23 protein-coding genes are annotated in these 22,834 nt (G+C 30.6%); 6 read left to right on the top strand and 17 right to left on the bottom strand.

Annotated elements, in window-relative coordinates:
- Positions 1–9: 9 nt before the first annotated feature.
- The 9 genes from pdeM to H277_RS0113770 all read right to left on the bottom strand — a co-directional run bounded on the left by pdeM (position 10) and on the right by H277_RS0113770 (position 10,156).
- The gene (gene pdeM, locus H277_RS0113810) at positions 10–657 is read right to left on the bottom strand and encodes a ligase-associated DNA damage response endonuclease PdeM (RefSeq protein WP_019976203.1); all 648 of its coding nucleotides are present in this window, start codon (positions 655–657) and stop codon (positions 10–12) included.
- On the bottom strand, positions 654–3,116 hold the full coding sequence (locus tag H277_RS0113805; RefSeq protein WP_026357613.1) for a ligase-associated DNA damage response DEXH box helicase: 2,463 nt from the start codon (positions 3,114–3,116) through the stop codon (positions 654–656). The genes pdeM and H277_RS0113805 overlap by 4 nt, the downstream gene beginning before the upstream one ends.
- The gene (locus H277_RS0113800; protein WP_019976201.1) at positions 3,113–4,693 is read right to left on the bottom strand and encodes an ATP-dependent DNA ligase; all 1,581 of its coding nucleotides are present in this window, start codon (positions 4,691–4,693) and stop codon (positions 3,113–3,115) included. Before H277_RS0113800 ends, H277_RS0113805 begins: the two co-directional genes overlap by 4 nt.
- A 142-nt stretch (positions 4,694–4,835) precedes the next feature.
- On the bottom strand, positions 4,836–5,846 hold the full coding sequence (locus H277_RS0113795; protein ID WP_019976200.1) for a ligase-associated DNA damage response exonuclease: 1,011 nt from the start codon (positions 5,844–5,846) through the stop codon (positions 4,836–4,838).
- A gap of 1 nt (position 5,847) precedes the next feature.
- Complete coding sequence (locus tag H277_RS0113790; protein ID WP_019976199.1) at positions 5,848–6,843, bottom strand: SDR family NAD(P)-dependent oxidoreductase; 996 nt, start codon at positions 6,841–6,843, stop codon at positions 5,848–5,850.
- 77 nt (positions 6,844–6,920) lie between these two features.
- Positions 6,921–7,172 carry a GlsB/YeaQ/YmgE family stress response membrane protein gene (locus H277_RS0113785; RefSeq protein ID WP_019976198.1) on the bottom strand — a complete coding sequence of 84 codons (252 nt, stop codon included), beginning with the start codon at positions 7,170–7,172 and terminating at the stop codon, positions 6,921–6,923.
- A 68-nt stretch (positions 7,173–7,240) separates the two neighbouring features.
- Entirely contained in the window at positions 7,241–7,756 is a 516-nt protein-coding gene (locus H277_RS0113780; RefSeq protein WP_019976197.1) for a pyridoxamine 5'-phosphate oxidase family protein, read from the bottom strand.
- A 4-nt stretch (positions 7,757–7,760) separates the two neighbouring features.
- A complete protein-coding gene (locus tag H277_RS0113775) occupies positions 7,761–7,994 on the bottom strand; it encodes a hypothetical protein (protein ID WP_019976196.1) in 234 nt (77 codons plus the stop codon).
- 38 nt (positions 7,995–8,032) lie between these two features.
- On the bottom strand, positions 8,033–10,156 hold the full coding sequence (locus H277_RS0113770) for a catalase (RefSeq protein WP_019976195.1): 2,124 nt from the start codon (positions 10,154–10,156) through the stop codon (positions 8,033–8,035).
- A 1,654-nt stretch (positions 10,157–11,810) separates the two neighbouring features.
- On the opposite strand from H277_RS0113770, the gene H277_RS20435 reads away from it, so the two are divergent.
- Both H277_RS20435 and H277_RS20430 read left to right on the top strand, forming a co-directional pair.
- Positions 11,811–12,275: an alpha/beta hydrolase-fold protein gene (locus tag H277_RS20435; protein WP_019976193.1), complete on the top strand. Its 465-nt coding sequence runs from the start codon at positions 11,811–11,813 to the stop codon at positions 12,273–12,275.
- Between the two features lie 9 nt (positions 12,276–12,284).
- Positions 12,285–12,596, top strand: a complete 312-nt coding sequence (locus H277_RS20430; protein ID WP_019976192.1) for a hypothetical protein — start codon at positions 12,285–12,287, stop codon at positions 12,594–12,596.
- Positions 12,597–12,917: 321 nt separating this feature from the next.
- Here the strand turns inward: H277_RS20430 and H277_RS0113755 are convergent, their stop codons facing one another.
- The 6 genes from H277_RS0113755 to H277_RS19805 all read right to left on the bottom strand — a co-directional run bounded on the left by H277_RS0113755 (position 12,918) and on the right by H277_RS19805 (position 17,112).
- Positions 12,918–13,238, bottom strand: a complete 321-nt coding sequence (locus H277_RS0113755) for a hypothetical protein (protein WP_019976191.1) — start codon at positions 13,236–13,238, stop codon at positions 12,918–12,920.
- A gap of 95 nt (positions 13,239–13,333) precedes the next feature.
- Positions 13,334–13,780, bottom strand: a complete 447-nt coding sequence (locus H277_RS0113750; protein WP_019976190.1) for a hypothetical protein — start codon at positions 13,778–13,780, stop codon at positions 13,334–13,336.
- Between the two features lie 5 nt (positions 13,781–13,785).
- The gene (locus H277_RS19815) at positions 13,786–14,469 is read right to left on the bottom strand and encodes a hypothetical protein (RefSeq protein WP_244874898.1); all 684 of its coding nucleotides are present in this window, start codon (positions 14,467–14,469) and stop codon (positions 13,786–13,788) included.
- A 95-nt stretch (positions 14,470–14,564) separates the two neighbouring features.
- On the bottom strand, positions 14,565–15,329 hold the full coding sequence (locus tag H277_RS19810; RefSeq protein ID WP_019976188.1) for a hypothetical protein: 765 nt from the start codon (positions 15,327–15,329) through the stop codon (positions 14,565–14,567).
- 402 nt (positions 15,330–15,731) lie between these two features.
- Positions 15,732–16,160 (bottom strand): hypothetical protein, encoded by a 429-nt coding sequence (locus H277_RS0113735; RefSeq protein ID WP_019976187.1) that lies wholly within the window; start codon positions 16,158–16,160, stop codon positions 15,732–15,734.
- A gap of 7 nt (positions 16,161–16,167) precedes the next feature.
- Positions 16,168–17,112: a hypothetical protein gene (locus H277_RS19805; RefSeq protein ID WP_019976186.1), complete on the bottom strand. Its 945-nt coding sequence runs from the start codon at positions 17,110–17,112 to the stop codon at positions 16,168–16,170.
- 295 nt (positions 17,113–17,407) lie between these two features.
- On the opposite strand from H277_RS19805, the gene H277_RS0113725 reads away from it, so the two are divergent.
- From H277_RS0113725 to H277_RS0113705, 4 genes are all read left to right on the top strand, one after another.
- Positions 17,408–18,625 (top strand): phage integrase SAM-like domain-containing protein, encoded by a 1,218-nt coding sequence (locus H277_RS0113725; protein WP_019976185.1) that lies wholly within the window; start codon positions 17,408–17,410, stop codon positions 18,623–18,625.
- Between the two features lie 542 nt (positions 18,626–19,167).
- Positions 19,168–19,371, top strand: coding sequence for a YwbE family protein (locus H277_RS0113715; RefSeq protein WP_019976183.1), 204 nt, complete (start codon positions 19,168–19,170; stop codon positions 19,369–19,371).
- Between the two features lie 235 nt (positions 19,372–19,606).
- Entirely contained in the window at positions 19,607–20,788 is a 1,182-nt protein-coding gene (locus H277_RS0113710) for a multidrug effflux MFS transporter (protein ID WP_019976182.1), read from the top strand.
- Positions 20,789–21,192: 404 nt separating this feature from the next.
- Positions 21,193–21,492, top strand: coding sequence for a hypothetical protein (locus H277_RS0113705; protein WP_019976181.1), 300 nt, complete (start codon positions 21,193–21,195; stop codon positions 21,490–21,492).
- A 398-nt stretch (positions 21,493–21,890) separates the two neighbouring features.
- Here the strand turns inward: H277_RS0113705 and H277_RS0113700 are convergent, their stop codons facing one another.
- Positions 21,891–22,148 (bottom strand): Txe/YoeB family addiction module toxin, encoded by a 258-nt coding sequence (locus H277_RS0113700; RefSeq protein WP_019976180.1) that lies wholly within the window; start codon positions 22,146–22,148, stop codon positions 21,891–21,893.
- Positions 22,149–22,403, bottom strand: coding sequence for a type II toxin-antitoxin system Phd/YefM family antitoxin (locus H277_RS0113695; RefSeq protein ID WP_019976179.1), 255 nt, complete (start codon positions 22,401–22,403; stop codon positions 22,149–22,151).
- Between the last annotated feature and the right edge of the window lie 431 nt (positions 22,404–22,834).

Below are 22,834 nucleotides of genomic sequence, written 5' to 3'. Positions count from 1 at the left end.
TAAAGAAATTTATATAGTAAAAATATCCTCTTCCGTAAAAAAATAATAGCTTGAATTTTTGGGATGATTTTTTGTATCCAAACCTGTAAACGAACTAAAAGCTGGTAAAATTAGTTGGAAATTACTCACAATATAACACGGAAATTTAACAAATCTCCCAACTGGAGTTTTCATTCTAATTCCTGGATGAAGATGTCCAGAAATCACAACTTTTTCTTGCAATTCCACTTTTTCATGAGAAAAAATAAAATTCTCTTCTTCGTAAATTTCAAAAACTTCTGTAACACCAATATCCAAAAGTTTTTCTTTTGCAATTAGGTCGTGGTTACCTTTTATTAGGATAATTTTTAAATCAGAAAATTGAGATTTCCATTCAGCAAATAGGTTGAATTCAGAATTTTTTCCTGCATGAACAAAATCGCCTACAACAATCATTCTTTTAGGCTGGAAGTGAATGATTAAATCTGACAAACGTTTCAAATCGTTCTCAATAATTTCGGAAGGCAAAGAAATTCCATTTTTTCTGAAATGAGCTGTTTTTCCCAAATGTAGATCTGATAAAACTAAAGTCTCCGCTTCTTTCCAAAACAACGCTCGTTGATTGGTTAAAACTAAGTTGTGTTGCTTAATATTGATCGTCTTTTCTGCTAAAATCATTTTCGTCTTGCTTTTTTCTTCAAATTTGCCTCTTGCATTTTTCTAATTCTCGTACTCAAATCTTCGCTGGAAAGCGATTGTCTCAAACTGTCTACTTTTATCGGAAAACTTAAAGGTGTAAATCGATCCGATTTTACATAGATGATTTTACTTTCACTAATTCGATCAAATGCTGCAGTTAATCGTTGTTCTTCCAATTGCTGGTTAAAAACTTCCGTGTATGCCTGTCGTAACAATAAATTTTGCGGATCATAATCTTCCAAAACAGAAAATATAATTCCCGATGAAGCCTGCAAAGATTTGTTATTCACTTGTCTTCCAGGCATCGTTTGCACCACCATTCCAGAAATTACGGCAATATCTCTAAATTTTCTTCGTGCCATTTCAGTCGCATTTATACTGCTAATAACGTCTTGCATTAGGTTTACTTTAGAAAGAATTTGATTCAATTCCGTATCCATCAATTGTATTTCTCTGTCCGAAAAAAGTTCAAAACCATAGTCGTTCATCGCCATCGAGAAGCTGATAGGATACAATTTAGAGATTCGATATGCCAATAAAGTTGCCATCACTTCATGTACCAATCTTCCTTCAAAAGGGTAAAAAAACAAATGATAACCTTCTCTCGTTTTGATGCGCTCTACTAGAAATTCATCTTCTTTCGGAATGTGCGAATTTTCATTCTGATTCACCAACAAAGGATGCAAAAATCGAAGTTCTTTTTCACGAGCATTTGGTGAGAGCGATTCAGCTAATTTTTTACGTAAAAAATAACTTAAATTAGATGACAAAGGCAATCTACCTCCGAGCCAACTGGGAGTTATCGCTTTACCACTCGACAATTTTACAAAAACCGTCATATCTTTCAGCATAACGAATTCTAAAACACGTCCTGCCAAAACAAATTTATCACCTTTCCTCAATTTAGTAATAAAATATTCTTCAATCATCCCAATATAACCGCCGGACAAAAACTTCACTCGTAACATCGAATCGCTTACAATAGCTCCAATATTCATGCGGTGCAACATGCCTATTTTTCTTTTTTCAACAACTAGTTTTCCATCTTCTTTTTTCACCACTTTATGAAATTCTTCGTAATTTTCACCTATTTTTCCGCCTTGTGTGATAAAATAAATACACCATTGCCATTCCTCTTCCGTTATTTCAGAAAAAGCATAGGTATTTTTGATAATGGGATAAGTTTCTTTGGGATAGAAACCGCCGCCCAAAGCCAAAGTAACGAGAAATTGTACCAAGACATCGTACGCCAAAACAAAAGGTTCCCTATTTTCAATCACTTTATTTTTAACGGCTTCTTTTAACGCTGAAGCTTCAATAAATTCTAATGAATGAGTGGGAACAAAGTAAATTTTTGAAGTTTCAAAAGGCGAGTGTCCGCTTCGTCCTGCTCTTTGCATAAACCGTGCAACACCTTTACTGGAACCAATTTGAATCACCGTATCTACAGGTTTAAAATCGACACCCAAATCTAATGAAGACGTAGATACCACCGCCTTTAACAGTCCGGAACTCAAATTTTCTTCTACCCATTGACGCAAATTAGCATCAATGGAACTATGATGCAATGCAATTTGCCCAGCAAAATCGGGATACGCCTCCAATAAAAGTTGATACCATATTTCACTCTGGCTTCGCGTATTGGTGAAAATAAGTGTCGATTTACTTTTTAAAATAATGGGAACGACTTCCTGTACTAATTTTCCGCCTAAATGTCCTGCCCAAGGCAAAATTTCAACTTCAGGAGGATAAACGGAGAGAATTTCAATTTTCTTATGCTCTTTAGCGACAACTTTGGTTCTCTTTTTAGCATTTGGAATCAAAACATCAAAAGCCTGATCCAAATTACCGATGGTTGCAGTAATTCCCCAGATCTTGATGTTTACTTGCCGTAGTTTTAAAACAGCTAAAGCCAATTCTACCATCACACCACGTTTTGTACTCAACAATTCATGCCACTCGTCTACCGCAATTGCTTTGAGATGAGTAAAAAATCGTTCGTTATTTTTTTGAGCCAAAAGAAGATGTAAACTTTCGGGCGTTACCAAAAGAATATCAGGCATTTTCTTAGTTTGTCGGGCTTTCTGTTGTGCATCGGTATCACCATTTCGTACTTCCACCACCCAATCAAGTCCAATTTCGTCAATCGCTTCTTGCATGGCTTTTGCCAAATCTTTAGCTAAAGAACGGAGTGGTGTTATCCAAAGGAGTTTCAATCCATTTCCATATTTTTCGGGATGATTAAAAAAATCAATAACAACCGCTAAAAAAAGAGAATAAGTTTTCCCAAAGCCTGTGGGAGCAACAACCATCCCAGAATAGCCATTAGCAAAACGTTGCCAAGCATCCTTCTGAAAATTAAAAGCCTCCATATCTTTGGCTTGCATCCAATTTTTGATGAGTTGATAGCCATCGGATTGTTCAAATTTCTCGGTCACGTGATTAATTTTTTAATATCTTCAATATCGTCTATTTCATCCATTTTTTTATCGCGTCGCCAACGTAAAATTCTTGGAAAACGCAATGCTACACCCGATTTATGTCGACTACTAAATCCAATTCCTTCAAAAGCCAACTCAAAAACCAATTCGGGTTTTACCGTTCGGACAGGTCCAAATTTTTCCAACACATTTTTAGAAATAAATTTGCTAACTTCTTGTATTTCTTTATCTGTTAAACCTGAATAAGCTTTCGCAATCGTGACTAATTCCCCTTCTTTTTTGACTGCAAAAGTATAATCAGTATAATAACCGCTTCGTCTTCCACTTCCTTTTTGGGCGTAAATTAAAACTGCATCAATCGTCAGTGGATCGAGTTTCCATTTCCACCAATCGCCTTTTTTTCGACCGGTATGATAAGGAGAATGTACATTTTTTAACATCAAACCTTCACTATTAATTTCTCGAGCATTTTCTCGAATTGCGGGAAGTTGATTCCAATTTTCAAAAATAATTTTTTCTGAAAGATGTACTTTATCCGAAGGATTGTCTTCTAAAATTTGCTCTAATTTTAATCTTCTTTGCATCATCGATTTTTCGCGGTAATCATCTTGTTCCCACTCTAAAACGTCGTACGCATAAACAACAATGGGAATTTCGTTCAAAATTTTCTTCGTTAAATTTTTACGATTCAAGCGTTTTTGAAGTGCAGTAAAATTTAAAACTTGATCGTTTTTAAATGCTAGAATTTCACCATCCAAAACAAAATTACCTTTCCATTGCATCAATTCATCACGAATTTCAGGAAATTGATCCGTCACCAATTCTTCACCTCTCGACCAAATAAAAACTTCGCCATCTCGCTTAATAAATTGCCCTCGAATACCATCCCATTTATATTCTACCAACCACTCTTGCGTATCGCCTAAATCTTCAATTTCTTTTTCTAACGCATAAGCCAAACAAAACGGATAAGGTTTGGATAAATGGGTCGCAGTATAATCGCCTTTAATCAACTTTTCGAAATCGACTTCCTCTGCCGTCCAAGTACCCATAATACTGTGTGTAACAGCATTAGTGTCTAAACTATAATATTTTGCAAGCGTATTAATTAAAGTTTTACTGGAAACGCCGATTCTGAAACTGCCGCCCAAAAGCTTATTGAAAATAAACCGCTCTACATAATCTAAACCGTTCCACGCATCAAGAACAAAATCTTTTTTCTGATCTTCTGTTTTGTCCTTTAAATCAATGATTTTTTGCATCCATTCTGACAAAGAATAGTCGATGGTTTTGGTTGGTGGTGGTAAAATAAGAGAAATGGTTTCCCCTAAATCACCCACGCTGGAATAACTCTCTACAAAAAGCCATTCTGGAATTTCGGCAACTTCCATCGCCCACGTTTTCATTAAGGTAGAATTGACATTTCGTTTCGGTTTTCGCCCTGTAAATAGAGCTAGAAACCATAATTTATCATGCGAAGACGCCTCTTGCAGAAACTCGATAATTGCCTCTTGTTTTAAAGAGGTTTTGTTGGTGCTGTCGAGCGCATTAATTAAAGTTGCAAAATCGTTCATTGATGATTTAAAAATTTTAAAGCAATTTTAATATTTACTTCTTGTTTTGTTCATATTTCTCATCCGCTTTTATTTTTTCAGAATGACAATGCTGTATTGTCATTTCGACGACAGGAAAATCTCAAAAAATCTTTATGAAAATCTATTTCTCTTCCTCCATTTCCGTTCTTTCTTCATCGTCGCCATATTCGGTTTTTATTTCTTCGGAATAAATACCTATTTCGTTTAAATATTTAGAAAAAATAGCCGTTTGACCATGCGTTACATAAACTTTTTCGGCTTCCGTAGCTTTGATCGCACTTAACAATCCTTGCCAATCTGCGTGATCACTAATTGCAAAACCTGCATCTGCACTTCGCCATCTTCTAGCACCACGAATTTGCATCCATCCCGAACAAATGGCATACGCCATATTCGGTATTTTCTTCATTGCTGGATTATCCACCAAAGCGGGCGGCAACAAAATTATTTTTCCATCCAAATGCTTTTTGTCATCACGTAAATCTATGGTTTTGTACTCAGGTAATGTAACACCAACACTTTCGTACGCCTCATTCAATTTTGCAATGGAATAATGTACATTTAACTCTCCAATACCCTCCAATGCTTTCATAATACGCTGCGATTTCCCTAAAGAATAACCTATAAAAACCGAAGTTTTTCCTTTCGCTCTATTATGATCTACCCAATCACGCATTTTTTTTTCTTGTTCTGCCACAGAAAGCCAATTGTAAACAGGAAGACCGAAGGTACTTTCGGTAATGAATTCGTGGCATTTTACAGCTTCAAAAGCCGTAGAAAGCCCATCATCTTGCAATTTATAATCTCCAGAAATTACGCTTACATAACCTTTATACTCCATCCTAATTTGTGCTGAGCCGATAATGTGACCTGCAGGATGTAATGAAACTTTAACCCCATTTATAGTTAGTTGTTCGCCATAACCGATACTTTCGCATTCGATATTTCTACCAATTCTTGAAAATAAAATAGGTTTAGTGAAATGATGACACAAATATTTTTTCATTCCGCTTCGAGCGTGATCGGCATGTCCATGCGTGATAACTGCTAGATCTACAGGTCGCCAAGGATCAATATAAAACTTCCCTGGAATGCAATAAATACCTTTGGATGTGAATTTTAGCAGTTTCAAATTAATTCAGTTTTTTTGATTTATTTTTTAAATGTTTCGCTACAAAAAATCCTACAGCGAGTACTAGCGATGTTCCGATGATTTTTTGATTTCTTTTTGATGGTATTGGAATAGCCATCTGTCCATAAATAGCATGTGGATCCGTAGAAGGTTCTAAAACATTACCTTCATCAGCCTTTCCTTTTTTCACCTTCATCATCAGCCTTAAAACCCCAGTTGTTAAATTGGTAAAGGTTTCTGGAAAAGCTCCATGTGCAAGCTTTAACATAAATGATGTGGCATCTGGAAAGGTATCATTTTTAGGTTTGTATATTAAATTATAAATCGCCTTTGCGGTATCTTTAGGATCTGATGCAAACGGAGGTATTTTAAAATCTAAACCTGAGAATTTAGCGGAATGCATATTTCCTGTAGATTGTTGAACTTGTGGATAAACGTTGCAAATATGAATTTCGGGATACACACTATACTCACTTTGTAAACCACTCATCAACCCTTTTATTCCTGTTTTAGTTGCCGAATATACCGAACTAAATGGAGCTGGCATATATCCTCCAATGGAAACATTATTAATTAAAATGCCTTGATTTTGTTCTTTAAAAACGGGTAAAACGTAGTACGCTCCGTGCATATACCCCATTAAATTGGTTTTGATTACTTGTTCGTTTATGTCCATAGGAATTTCCTCAAATTTTCCACTTGCCATAACGCCTGCATTATTCACCCACACATCTATGCGTCCAAATTCTTTCAGAGCAAATTCAACTAAATCTTTTACTTCATTTCTATTAGACACATCGGTAGATTTATAAACCGCTTTTCCACCGAAAGCATTGCATTCTGAAACCGCTTTTTCTAAACCTTCTACACCTCGTGCTGCCAAAACCAATTGATAGCCATTTTGAGCAAATAAGTGTGCTGTAGCTAAGCCAACACCACTGGAAGCGCCAGTAATTACGGCTGTTTTAGTAATTAATTCAATGGCTGTATTTTTCATAATTATAAATAGTAATATTAAACAAAAAGTCTCAGAGCTCTGAGACTTTACAATATTTTAATCGTTAATTAGACAGTCTATTTTTTCGATATCATTCTGTACACTGCTAGACACAAAACTGCTCCAGCAATTGCAACTAAAAAACTAGAAATATTAAATCCGCTTACATCAACACCTAAAAGCATCGATCCAAGCCAACCTCCAACTACCGCACCTATAATCCCAATAATTATTGTTACTATCCAACCACCTGGATCGTTACCAGGGTGTATTGCTTTTGCTATTGCTCCGGCTATAAGGCCGAAAATAATCCATGTTAAAATTCCCATAATATATATTTTAATGTTAATAAATAGATGTAATAATTTCTTGTTGAAAGATCAATAATTAATCAAGCTTATATACTTAACTCACCTTCTACACCTCCATCTTCAACTGGACTTCCCGTAACGGCGGCAAAAAGCATTTTCGACATGGCAATAAATTTATTGTCTTTGGTTTCGTAATAATAGCCATCGTTCGGCGAAACTTTTATTACACTGATATTAGGATCGTCTTTGCCATCAAACCAAGAATTTGCAAAATTGGTCCAATATTTTTCAATTAAGGTTTTATCTTGTGAAGCACTGGCTTTTCCTTTAATAAAGATGTATTCGTATTTAGAATTATTCATAAAATACAGTTCTACATTAGGATTGGCTTCAATTTCATCATTTTTCAGTGAACGAACGTCACTCAAGAACCAGAGATTACCAACCTCATCTACTTCTTGAAGAGCCATTGGTCTGCTCGTAGTATTACCGCCAATATTGGTGGTAAAAAAGCAAGTTCGGGCAGTTTCAGCAATAGATTTTATCTTTTCAATGGCTTTATTTCCGCTCAAATTTTCTGTCGGTGACTGTGCATTTCCCATAATTTTATTTTTTTATTTCTAGATTGTGATTAAAACAATTTTTCTCCTCATTGATATGAAAAGTAAAATTTGTACAAACTATAATGTCATTGCTATCAAAATGTTTTACAATACCATTTTTTTCCATCGTCACAACCCAACACGAATTTTGATGCATTCCATAATCAATTATAAAAATAGTATGACCTCTACCAATAGGGGTATCAACAAGTATTGTAGGACTAAGTTGTAATATCATTCATCTAAATTTTAAAATTATATCACGTTATACATTTATTAAGAGGGAACCTTCCTTTTTTCTTCACGATCCCAAATACGATGTAATTTCATTGCCTCAATAAAATCTGCAATCCAATCCTCATTTTCATCTTCTAAAACTACTCCTCTATCAAGTCTTACAAATGAATTATTCATTAAAGAACCAGTTCCTTTTGCAAATAATAAGATTTTACAATGTCTGTAAGAATCATTAATAAATTCATAATAATCTGGATTCAATTTTAAAGATTCTATTGATTTACCTGATGGTGTATAAACGGCGTCATAACAAACAGATGGATCTGTACGATAGCTATGCGAAATCTTTTCTTTACTTCCTTCTTCATAGGTTAATTCGCCCACTTTAGATGAAATTAATACCGCTTCAGCTCCTTCCTTTTCTAATACTTTTTTTAATTGATCTACACTTTTTTTAGAAACCCCATTATCCACTAAAAAGGCAACTTTTCTGGTTTTAATATTTCCTTCTCCTTCTTTTACCTTCATACTAAGCGCATCTGAAGATTTTAGTTCTTGTTTTTTAGACTTCAAGGGATAATTAGGGTGATTTTGCCTTACAAAACTTAATGTCAACTCATCCAATTCTTTTGGAGGTATTATACCAAGATTATCTCCTACTTTTTGAGCTAAAGTTTTATCAATTTGATAAAGTATCGCGGTTTGTCTTTCTCTAATTTTTGGATCAGAAACCTTACTCAGCTCAAAACTAAAAGCATCTACAATATGTTGCTTTTCTGGCTCCGATTGAGAATTAAAAAACAAAGTTGCTTGCGAGAAATGATCAGCAAAAGAATCAGATCTAGCCCTCACTTTCTTCCCTTCTACCTTTTGTTCATGAGATTGAAAACCTTCTTCTCCCTTTAACATTGCATGATAAGGACAACCAGAAGCTTTACTATTCGGAAAATAACTAACTCCTCCTTTCAGTATATCAATTCTCCCTGTTCCATCTTTTTGATTATTATGTTTTTGGTTTAATGATCTATTAATAGGAATTTCATGGAAGTTTCCTCCACCTAATCTATAATTCTGTGTATCCATATACGAAAAAATACGACCTTGCAATAAAGGATCATCAGATAAATCAATACCAGGAATGATTCTACCTGGATCAAAAGCTACTTGTTCAGTTTCAGCAAAAAAATTGTCGGGATTACGATTAAGTGTCATTGTGCCAATTATCTTTACAGGAACTAATTCTTCTGGAACCAATTTCGTAGCATCCAAAATATCAAAAGAATATTTTAATTCATCTTCTTCAGGTATTAGCTGAACACCTAAATCCCATTGCGGAAAATTTCCTTCATCAATAGCTTCCCATAAATCTTGACGATGAAAGTCAGAATTAAATCCTGATATTTTTTGAGCTTCATTCCATGCAACAGAATGCACTCCTAATTTAGGTTTCCAATGGAATTTAACAAAAGTTGCTTTACCTTCTTGATTAACCAACTTAAATGTATGTACTCCAAATCCCTCCATCATTCTCAGACTACGAGGAATTGCTCTATCAGACATTGCCCACATAATCATATGTGCTGATTCTGGCATCAATGAAATAAAATCCCAAAAAGTATCGTGCGCAGAAGCCGCTTGAGGAATTTCTTTATCAGGCTCTGGTTTAACTGCATGTATTAAATCAGGGAAATTCATAGCATCCTGAATAAAAAATACAGGTATATTATTTCCAACTAAATCATAATTACCATCTTCTGTATAGAACTTTACCGAAAAGCCTCTAACATCTCTTGCTAAATCTGTAGATCCCTTAAATCCTGCAACAGTTGAAAAACGTATAAATAGTGGTGTTGTTTTACCTTTTTGAAGAAATTTTGCACATGTATATTCACTTATATCCTCATTAATTTCCAATATTCCATGAGCTCCACTACCTCGTGCATGTACAACACGTTCAGGTATTCTTTCTCGGTCAAAATGACCCAACTTGTCAAAATAAATATGGTCTTGCTGTAGGGAAGGTCCTCTATCTCCGACTTTTAATGTATTATTATTATCGTGTATAGAAACTCCATCATTGGTTGTTAATTTTTGATTGGAGTTATCAACTGTAAACTGACTCAATTGTTCAGTTTTAAGATCTGGATTTTTAGATTTTTTCATATGCAATTTATTAATTAGTAAATGTTAATGAATAAGAATTGACAACAACACGATAAGGAAACTCAAAAAATAAAATCGACATAAAAGTAATTACCCTACTGAGATTTATTTGTTTTAAATATGATTTCATTAAAACATCAATCAATTAAAATGCCATTTTTTTTAATAATTGATAAACATACACAAATAACGATAAATGATTTTATAAAACATATTTTATACTTAGATAGAAATGTTTACAAAAAACCTTCGTATAGATTAACATATTAGTTAAATGAAACCTTTATTTTCTTTTGATTTAAAACTATTTTGAATTATTGTCTTATTAAATAATTGTGAGGCTGACAATGAAGAAAAATAAATTTTAAGCCTATTTTTAAAAAAAAAAACATTTTACTGCTCGAAATCAACGTGTTATAAACATGAAGTTAGTTTTATTAATTACAAATAATATTTAAATACAAATTTTTAATTAATACTAAATAGTATAAACATTAGTAGTTTACTAAAAATTAAAACAATAAGTTCTTTGAATAATTGAAAGAGAGAGATCAAACTTTCAAATGTTGTAAGAGTTTTAATCATTGAAAAATTACTTGAATTAGTATTATTATTTTCATAACTAAATTCAAAATTTGTTGATGACTCTTTAATAACATTTCCATGGTCAAAAGTACATGTAATTTGTTTTTTACTGTTGAATTTAATCTTCATAATCTATATTGTTTTTGATTAAATTCAACTAGTTTTTAAATTTAAAAACGTAACTTTATTAAGTTGCAAAAAATCTAGCTAATTATCTAAATTTTGTTATTCTTATATCATTTTGTATTTAAGCTATTTGTTTATTTAGATTATTTTATTGTGGTTCGGAGATTTCCTAAATCAATTGATTTAACAAGTGACTCTAAATTAGTTATACTTGATAAAAAATATTTATGCAACTTTTATAAACTTTTATTTTATATTATGAGATTTTAGATGATACTATTGATTAGAATAATACCCCATTCTTTCTGTAGTTTATTATTATCTAACTCTTTTGCTCTTAAATAGTTTTTCAACTTGATTAAAAGTTTTATTATCTTGTACAATTAGACAAATTGAAAAACAGAAATCATCTTTAACTATATAAGAAAAAGTTTTTATTAGGGTAAATAAAAACAATAAATGATTTACAAGGACTACTTACACTTGTAGCTCCATATTCTTTGAGATTTTCAAGGATATGTAATCTTGTTTCTTTACTTTCAAAATTTGAATCAATTGCATCCTAAGACAAATAATATTTTCCATAATAGGAGTAGCTTATAAATGTTCAGTTAATGTTTTCATTTTTAAAGAAACCATGAAAAGATTTAAAATAATTCTTACGGAAAACGTAACCTTTTTAAAGAAAAATCACTTGGTACATTCACTAATGTATTTATATTAGTGAAGCATTTTAAAACACTTTTATGAAAAAACAAGCTGTATTCATTTTCTTATTGCCATTATAGTTTAAAATTTTTGTTTTACACAAGACTATTCACAGTTAGCAAAATCTGATATAATAACGATTCACTCTAAAATCTTTGAAACAGAATGGAAAATAATTGTCACAAAATCTTTAAAAGTAAAAGACGAAGCCCGTGGCAACAATTGTATTGTATATATGGATGCGGATGACAAAAATATTAACGGGATATTCTTGCAATCTGCCAACAATTTAATGGTTTTCAAAGAAATACCTCAAAGCTATTTAGCTGGAATAATGCAGGAAGATAGAAATAAAGAACTTCTTGAAAAAGATAAATTATATAAATTCCTTACAGAAGAAGTTATTCCTATGCTTAGGTACAGTAGTTCCCAAAAAAAAACGATAGCTAGACATTCTTTTGGAGGTTATTTTGCAACCTATTCCTTTCTAAAAAATAATGCGTTATTTAATTCGTGCATTGCTATCAGTCCCGCTTACTGGCCTAATGAAAAAGATATGCTTCTTATTATGCATGACAAAATTAATACGGTTTCAGGTCATTTTTATTTGGCTGTAGGAGATAAAAGATGGAATGAAATTTCTCTGAGAGATTATATTTTTGATGCCCGAAAATTATGGAGCAACTCAAAGACAACCTGATTCCGTTTTATGGATTTGGAAAGATTCAGCCACAACGCAACACCTAAAGTCGGTTTTGGATTGGGACTTAACCATATATATGATGAATGGGAGTGGCGAAATATCTTGGAAGAACAAGAAAAAAGATTAAAATCATTTCCTGGTTTTTGGGGACATCTTGAAGTTAAAGGAGATGCTTTATTCCATTTAAACCGTACATCAGAAGCAAAAACTGTCTATCGTGAAGCTTTAAAAAGTGTATCAAACGATGAAAAATTAACCATAGTAAAAAGTACTGAATTAACAAAAAGGCTGACTAATAAAATACAAAACTGCTTGTAATAAACGAAACACCATAACACTACTCTAAAACATATTCATCATATCCAAATCATCATGAAATTGAATATATAAGTAAATTCTGTAAACATTTTGAGAATATCAAAACTAAAATATATTTGTTGGATATATGAAATATATCAAATAGAACTATTAGGTACATTCAAGTATATAGTTATCTAATTTAAATATTCGTAATAAAAAGAATAACCAATATTATACTACTATAAAAGTAATATTAAATCTTTTATACAGGAATCTTTTCTCATAAATTTTATAATTTTTGACATTGTTTTGGATATATTCAGTATTTTTTTTTTAGAACTAAATAAATACTTTCTTCCATTTAGCAACAGTATTTCTACTTAAATTAAAATGATTCGCTAATTGAGAGTTATTTAATTGATTTTTTCTCTGATAATCCAATATCAATAAAATATCTTGTCTTGAATAAGATTTGAATTTTTGATTTACTTCGATGTTATTTTTATACTCATCTCCAAAAATTAATTTATTTAATTCTAAAATATCTAAAATATTTAAAACTTGCTTATCTAGAATTTCTTGACATTGTAATAATTTATTTGGATAAATATCATTTATTATATCTGTATAAAGTGTTTTGTAGTTTATTTTGGTTTTCATTGATTTGAGTTTTAAAAAGCCACTAATCACTATAAAATGATTAGCAGCTAATGGTTAATTAGAATAGGTTATAATTAGTAATTAGAGAGTACATTCTATTTTGTTGAATTATTATATTTACTAATCCATTTATACAAAGTTGTTTTTGGAATATTATAGCGTTCTATTATTTCAGATTTTTTCATTTCACCTGTTTTTATTTTATTTAAAATATAATCTATGACTTCTTTTGTGTAAACATTTTTACGAAACCTAGGTAGAGAAGAAGAATTATTTCTATTTTCTTCTTCTTCTGTATAAATCTTTTTACCTATTGGTGCATATAAAATCAAGTGTTGCGAATAAAGACGAAAGAAATCATACTCTAAAAGCTTACTCCACTTTAGTAAAACCTCTGTATCTAAGCTTTTCATTTTATACATTTCTTCGACTTCTTTCTCTGTGCATTTCATAAAATTACACACACGAGCAATAGATATTTCTTGTTCAGTTACAAGTTGATTTAATAGCTTTCCTATATCTATTTCTTTAAAATTTAGCATCATATCTAATCTGCAGGAAAAGCTAATATTGATGTCTCTCCCCATCCACCACCAAGTGTATTCCAAGAAGAATTTTGATCATAATTTCCAAAAAAAGTAGGCTTCTTTGTTACTAGATAGTAAGTTTTAGGGAATGGGGAGGTATTATTAATTAATGTTGCCCCTTCAGCAATTCCAAATCTTAACACATATAAACCTCCAAATTCATTACCATATATAATGTCATTAGAAACAAAATAATCTGTGCCATTAAATTCTGCCCATGCTAATTTTGCATAAAAACCATTATTAATCGTTCCATTATTTGAGGCTAGTAAAAGTATATTTGTTCGTATTAACCATTTACCAGGTTCTAAAGTTATTTTTCTTGAAACATATTGCATATCAGCATCTACTCTTCCACTAAATCCACTCCCATCCTGATTTACAATTTTGACTGTCTTTCTATCTTTCCAAGCTATATCTCCTTGTATATTTAAGCTTTGTAATAATTTCCCTTCTCCTTGAGTTCCATCAGACAATCTAAATCCATTTCGAAAAGAGGAGTTAATAGAGAATTTTGTTATTGGAGTAATATCCCCTATTCCAACATTCCCTGTAGAAGTAATTGCAAAATCATTTGCTTGGTGAACAACAGAAGGCGCTTCTGTAGTTGGATTATCTTTCCCTCCATCAACATGAAATATCACTTGCGGATTTTCTGTATTGACACCGACTTGCGAAAATGAAAATACAGTCGATACAAGAAGACATGAACATAAATATTTTTTCATATTATTTCAATTTAATTGGCTGGATATGCTATAATTGAATTTTCACCCCATTTTTTTGCTCCTAAATCATCCCAGTTCCCTGAATAACCTCCAAATAAATCAGTACCTGATAAATTAAGATAAAACGTTACATCACTTGAACTTGAGTTATTAATTAAAGTACTACCAGAAGCTTTACCATATGGAGCAACAAAAATTCCTGAATTGAGTGATCCTATTATTCCAGAAGAACTTGAGCTCCCCTGACTTCTACTCCACTGTAATCTAACCCAAGCTCCATTACCGCCATTAGGAGATGTATCTGCTTTTAACATTATATTAGTTAATACCAACCATCTTCCAGGAGGAAGTGTTAAAGAAATTCCTGTATAAGCTTGATTGCTTGAACTTGTCGCTACAGAACCGTTATAGCCTGTTGTAGGAAATGTTCCAACAATAGATGTTGTTAGAGATTTCCATGAACCATTTCCATTTATGTCAGAAACCATATAGTAACCAGGTTGTTGAGAACCATCATTCAATCTAAATACAGGACTTATAGTCGATACAATTTCTAATTTTTTAGTAGGATTTGTTATACCTATTCCAACATTTCCTGAAGAAGTAATGACAAAATCATTTGCTTGTTGAACAATAGAAGGAGTTCCTATACTTGGATTATCTTTTCCTCCATCAACATGAAATACTCCTTGCGGATTTTCTGTATTAACACCGACTTGTGAAAATAAAGATGCAGTCGGAAATAATGACATCAGAATGATTAAATGCTTTTTCATAATTTAAAAAGTTTAAGTATTTTAATAAATAGTCCTTGCTAGACTATTCGTCCATTAAATTGATTTATAATACAATACATTATAATTTTGATTTACAATCAAGTAAACATTTAATAAGCATTTTAAAAATTATATAACTTTTAAAAAATCAATAAAATCATCTTTAAAACATTATTTTTCAACTATTTGCTTTTTTAAAGAAAAAGAATAACTTTGCATAAAAGTAGTCTAGCAAGGACTACTTTTTTTTGTTAAATTTATTCATTATGAGCATCTTAAATTTTCAGAAAAAACATTAATTAATATCTTTTTATTCTTTTTTCAGAAAAAGCCACTAATCACTAAAAAATGATTAGCAGCTAATGGTTAATTAGAATAGGTTATAATTAGTAACTAGAGAGTTTATTTTATTGAATTATACTTGTTAATCCACTTATATAAAGTAGTTTTTGGTATCTGATAACGTTCTATAATCTCTGACTTAGTCATTTCTCCTCTATTGATTTTACTCAACACATAATCTATCACCTCTTTCGTATAAAGATTTTTACGAAATTGAGATGAAATTGATTTTTGTTTTATAGATGATTCATTATTATTCTTTACAGGTGCATATAAAATCAAGTGCTGTGAATAAAGTCGAAAGAAATCATACTCTAATAATTTACTCCATTTTAAAAGTAATTCTGAATCGATACTTTCCTTATTATACGTATCCTCCACTTCTTCTTTAGTTAATTTCATAAAATTACAGATTCGTGATAGTTCTATTCCTCTCTCTATAACTGTTTGTTTAATTAAAGCTCCTATGTGAATAGATTTGTAATTCATTTATACTTTATTTTTCATAAAGGAAAAACGAAACATCTTTAACTGAAGTAGTCATCACAGTTGCATTACCTGTTGCAAAATTTCCTTCTGCTGTACCAGCGTTTGATTTTATTAAACTTCTCGTAGGTATTAATTTTATCTGTAACGTATTATTTGTTGGATTTATAGTTATACCTGTTAAATTAATTGTGAAAATTTTATTACCATCAAATGTTGTACTTGCTCCAGAAGGTATACTATAATTTGCAGAGTAAATTTTAGCTCTAGTTCCGTTTATAAGAATTTCAATATCATAATTTACCCAAAAACTCTTACTTGGAACAACATTACCTATCGTAGGTGTTCTTAAAGAATAATCTATTGATAAAAAAATGTATTTATCATTACTTGTACTAGCTTTATTGAAAGTAGTTGAATAAGAAGGGTTAACACTTAATCCTGAAGTCGTATAACACATTGTAGAGTTAGCATTTGGTGTCCCATCTGCATTATGACAGTTTGTACTTACAATTTGATTATAAGTATAATTTCTTGAAGTAGCATTTGATGATACATACTCTTGCATTCCTGTTAAATTATATCCATCATAAGCTCCAGGAGGTAATCCATTTAAAACCCCTACTACTCCATTATTATTTGCAACTAATGTTCTAGTTGCTGTAAAACCTCCTGTTCCATTAACAGGTAGATCATTAATTTTTGTTTTACCATTGACTTCAAGTTTTTCAGTTGGTGCAATAGTTCCTATACCTATTCTACCTTGATTGGTAATGACAACATCATCTACTTGTTGTGCAACAGTAGGGGTTCCAGTAGTTGGATTTGTTGTAGCTGCAGATGACTTTCCATCTGTATGGAAAAGTTGTTGCGGATTTTCTGTATTAATTCCTACCTGAGAAAATAGAGAAACCGATGAAAATAAGCTCATCAAAATGATTAAATGTTTTTTCATAATTTTAAATTGTTTGGTGATCGTTTTATAAATAGTCCTTCATAGACTATTTAAACATTACACTGATATCCAATACAATAAACTAGATTTTTGATTTACAGGAAAATAAACACTTAATAAGTGACTAAACCTATATAGCTTTAAAATAAAAGACGTAAAAAATGATTCTTAAAGCAGTATTTTTCAACTATTTGCTTTTTTAAAGAAAAAGAATATCTTTGCATAAAAAGTAGTCTATGAAGGACTACTTTTTTTTGTTAAATTCGTTCATTATTAATTTATTAAATCTGATTGAATGACATTTAATTTTTTCTTGCCGGATAATGGAGATGTAAAAAATATCCATCTTTCATTAATTGATCAATCCCAAAATAAAAAGTACACTTTTAGAACTTCTCTTCGCATTACTTCTGATCAGTGGGATGCTCAAAAACAACGTCCTTGTAATATTTATTTGAAAAAATTTAAGAGATTAAATAGGAAATTGGATAAAATTAAATTGCAGGTTACAGAGCATATTCTATTTAAACGAGATCTTAATAAAATTCCACTTCAAAGAGAACTTTCAAAAGAAATAAAAGAAGTTTGCATTAACAAGGAAAAACAATTGCCTGAGAATGCGCTTTTACGCTTTATGGAAAATTATATTTCTTTCAGAAAGGATATTATTTGTCATTCTACCTATAAACGATATAATGTTTTTTTAAGGTTATTAGAACGTTTTGAAGGATATGCTACTCAAAGACTTTACGTTGACACCATCAACAGTCATTTTATTACTGAATTTATAAAATTTGGAAGAGAAGAAAAGTACAGCGATAATACCTTATATCGTACCATTCATTTTGTCAAGACTATTTTAAATTTTGCAGAAAGAAGAGGTATCAGAACCAACATCAGGGAGATTGAAATTCGACGCGAAAAGCAACAGAAAACCATGACAACTCTCAATGAAGAGGAAATCTCGACGATTAAAAAAACAAAGGTTCCGAACGATTTGCAAGCTGCAAAAGACTGGTTACTAATCAGCTGTTATACCGGACAACGTTTTTCTGATTTTATTACCTTCGACCAGGAAAAATTAATCACAATTAACGAAAAGACCTGCGTTAAATTTACCCAGCAAAAAACAAAAAAAGAGATTATTCTACCTTTGCATCCTATTGTAATGAACATTCTCAAAAGAAATCAAAATTCTTTCCCAAAAACAATGGATATTCAGCAATACAACAAAGAGATAAGGCTGGTTGCAAAAGTGGCTGAGTTAAACTGTACAATAAAAGGAAAAAAACGAATAGGACATCGTGTAGAAGAACTAATACTGGAAAAATGGCAACTGCTCAGCAGTCATATCGGAAGAAGAAGTTTTGCAAGTAATTTTTACGGAAAAATTCCAACACCCCTATTAATGGAGGCCACCGGACATAGTAGCGAACACATGTTCCTGAAATACATTAACCCGGCAAATAACGAACGTATTATGAGTTTATCGTCCTATTTTGAGAGCAAGTAGGTATTTGAAGTCAATTATGTAAAACCATAAAAATATTACACTCCTATTTTCTAAATTTATGTATCTAAAACTTTAAACTACATAAATTGGAAGCATTGGCTATATTTTTAACTTTAATACTATAAACCATATATAAGGCTTTTTCAAGATACTCGAAACAATTGCTGTCAAACTTATTTAAATTGTCAAAGTTTAGACACTTAATAAGTTTTTGTTTGTCTTTGTCTTCTACAGCTTTTCTAAGTTTTTCTTTCATTGTTGCTTCTGTTTTTCAAATGGCATATAACATTCTTTTTCGCGAAGCAAAATATAGCTTTTTTTCGTTATATTATTCCAAACATACAACAACCATCTCACAATAAATTACGATTTTCACGTAAAAGCAAAAAACCGCTCTCAAAAAATATAAATTTCAACTTTTATTGAAAAAGAGAATCAAAAAACAACTACCGTTTCATTATTACCTTCCAGATGAATGTATTTTTTAATTTCCTTTACGACAGAATGAATTTCTTTTCCATTTATTTTAAGATATTTGTAATATGGATGGTAAAACAAGAGCAAATATAAAACCTGGTATGCTGGTTAATATTGTATTGAAAAAGGATCAACGAACTGGTGAATTGACCGAAGGCATCGTGAAAGATTTATTGACTTCTGCGCCTTATCATCATCATGGTATAAAAGTTCGTTTGATGGATGGACAAATTGGGCGTGTGCAGGAAATTATTGAAGACTATTTTTAGAACGAATCAAATTATAAATTAAAAGCTCTTATTCGTATTGATAAGAGCTTTTTATATTTTTTTATTCTTTTTAATAACATATATTTGCAACTCAAATTATTTATTAAGAGATGTTTTTCTATTTAAAAATTAGTTGATAAAACCCTTATTTAAGCTCACATTTCGAGCCTAAATTTTATTATTCGGATGCTTTTATTGCATTCGACAGGGTTTATATTATCTAATTTTTATAAAAATGAAAAATCAAAATAAGTCATTTATTTGGCTAATTATATTCTTAGTTGGGTTTCCACAGATTAGTGAAACCATTTATACTCCTTCTCTTACATTTTTGTCTACAGCTTATGGAGTTTCTAATCATCAAATACAAAAAACACTTAGCATTTATTTTATAGGCTTTGCAATAGGTGTTTTACTTTGGGGAATACTCTCTGATATCATTGGTAGAAAATCCTCTATGCTAACGGGAATAGTCTTGTATATCATTGGTTCATATCTTTGCTTACAATCTCCTAATTTTGTCGCTCTCCTATTTGCGCGTTTTGTTCAAGCCGTAGGAGCTGCTGCTGGTTCTAATGTAAGTCAAACCATTTTAAGAGATACTTTTAATAACAAAGAGCGAACTGCTGTTTTCAGCACTATATCAGCTGTTTTAGCTTTTTCTCCCGCAATTGGTCCACTATTGGGAAGTATTGTAGCTTCTATATGGGATGTTTACATGGTATTTGTCTTGTTGATTTTATTGGGAACGGTTGCATTATTTTGGTCATCTTTCGGTTTAAGAGAGACATTACAACAAGATAAGAAGCTTAAACTAAGTTTTAGACAAATCACAAAAAAGATTATAAATGATAAAGTTTTTTGGATTTATGGAGGATTTATAGGTATTCTAAATGGAATTATTTTTAGTTACTATGGTGAGGCTCCATTTATTTTTATGGAGTATTTTAAATTTAGCATGATTCAATATGGCTGTTTAGGTTGTATTGTTGCTTTAGCTAGTTTTTTTGGTGCTAAATATTGCAAAAAGATGAGTATAAAGAAAACAAATCAACAAATCCTTTTCACAGGCAATTTAATCTTCTTATTAGGGATAATTCTGTATATGATTTCAATTTCATTCCTTTTATCTTATTCTACCTTAGTCATCAGTTTCCTATTAATGTCTGTATTTGTTATCTTCTTTGGTCTATCTTGTATGCTACCAGTATGCTTGAGTAATGCTTTAATAAACCATACCGATCATTTAGGAATTTCAGGAGCTATATTAGGACTCTATTATTATTCCATTGTAGGAATCATAACATTTATTATGAGTTATATAGACAGTTCACTCTTGTTATATTATCCACTCTTTTTAATGTTTTGGTTTATAATAATTCTACTATTATTCAAATTGTATTACGCCAAATCTTAATTTGTTTTTGCAAAACATCTATCCTAAAATTTTAGGATAGATGTTTTTTATATTTTCAACTACCATTTTAAATAAAAACCTCACAGTTTTTTCTCTACTTCTACCCTATTTTGTTAAACAAAATACTTTTATTGTTTTTAAAATAAAACTTAAGCCAAATATGCATTTAAAATAAACTATTCTATAATCGATTAACTTTTAAATAAAGTAAGAAACATTAAACATAATTTAAAATTTTCATTTTAAACATTTAATGTCATGTAAACAGATTTAGGGATTGTAATTTATAGAATGATAATTTAATTTACGATCATTATTTTGCATTAATGTTATATATATGTTATAATTAAAGATAAAAGAGATAGTGTAATAATAATAGTGTACCTTTTCCAAAAACATAAATTATGACAAGTGGAAGAATTAATGAAGAATTAGATAATCTAATATATTATATTGACGAATATCAAAAAGCAAAAATTGAGTTGGATAAAGCAATAAACAAAACTCAAATAGAAGATGCTAATTATATAGTAGAGATTAATTTATTAGCAATAGAAAATGTTTTTCTATTAAACCATGAATTAAAAGATATTGTATTACCTAAGGAGACAAGTAAAAAAGAATATATAAATGACTCATTTCTAACAACTGATTTTATAACTGATGTAAAAAGTTACATTAGAAAAGTTGAGAATTATGCTTAATTTTTTTCAAATCATTTAAAACTAAAAAGATATTAACCAATTTAAGACATTAAATAACACTATTTATTACTTTTATGTGAATAAATAGTGTTACTTAATGTTAAATTTTTGATAAAATTCGATACACCAAAACTACACCTCTCTCCCCTACACCCCTTATAAATAGAGATTTTATCACTTTCTGTATCGGGAAATAACAGACAAATACAACCTTTGAATACCACATTATTAATTAGTTGAAATTTTGATTATATATTTAAAATTTTACATTTTTTTAAGTCAGACATTCTATAGATTACAAAGTTCTTTAATTTATACTTTCAATTAAAATATTTCACTTAACATAAACATTATTATACATAAAAAAAATCCATACATATTAGCATGAATTTTATATTTTAATCATAATGAAAACGACATTTAGCAATAAGTATTTGTTCGTCTTCATATTTGTATATTAAACGATGTTCATCATCTATTCTTCGTGACCAGAAACCCGAATACTTATGTTTTAAAGGCTCTGGCTTCCCTATTCCTGTAAAAGGTGTTCTAGAGATGTCTTTTAATAGATCATTGATTCGTTTTACTTTTTTCTTGTCTGTTTTTTGCCAAAACAAATAATCTTCCCAAGATTCATCTACGAATATATATTTCATTTATTCTTCGATTAATTCTTTTTCGAAAGATTGATTACTTTTTAATTTTTCAATGGCTGAATCAAGTCTTGATTCATTGATACGAGAAGATAATTCATAGTTTGTCGCCATCAATGAATTGTATTCTTCAAGAGACATTACAACAATACCAGAATCCTTTCCTCTGTTGATAATTAAAGTTTCAAAATTTTTTGAAACTCTATCTAAATAAGATTTTATATCTTTTCTAAAATCTGAAACACTTGCTATTAACATAATTATGTATTTTATTACGTACAAATATATGTACAAATTTTGAAATATAAAAACTTACATAACCTCTGTTATAGTTTTTTATCGACCCGAAGTTATTATATGCAGTAATATTACTCAGTTATCAGATAACCGAAATCTCCACTTTCAGGAATATCTATAATTTCTTTTTTCTGCAATCTATTATTAGTTTGCGTGTAGATAAAATGATACCACCAAATAAAAAATTTTATAAATTCAGGCTATAAATGAAAAAAAACGGGAACAATGATCAGATTCAAACTCGATTTGAGTTTTAGATAATGTTAAAATTATACGACGAACCAATTGAGTTGTGAATTCCTTTCACTTTTAGTAATTTTACGTAAGTAGTTACAACTGTTGATTCGATATATCAATTGTTAGAAGAGTTGTGAGTTCCTTTCACTTTTAGT

Origin of the sequence: Empedobacter brevis NBRC 14943 = ATCC 43319 (assembly GCF_000382425.1) — a bacterium.
GTDB lineage: Bacteria > Bacteroidota > Bacteroidia > Flavobacteriales > Weeksellaceae > Empedobacter > Empedobacter brevis.
Note: the sequence above shows the minus strand (reverse complement) of the source record. Positions and strands in the feature narration are given on the sequence as shown.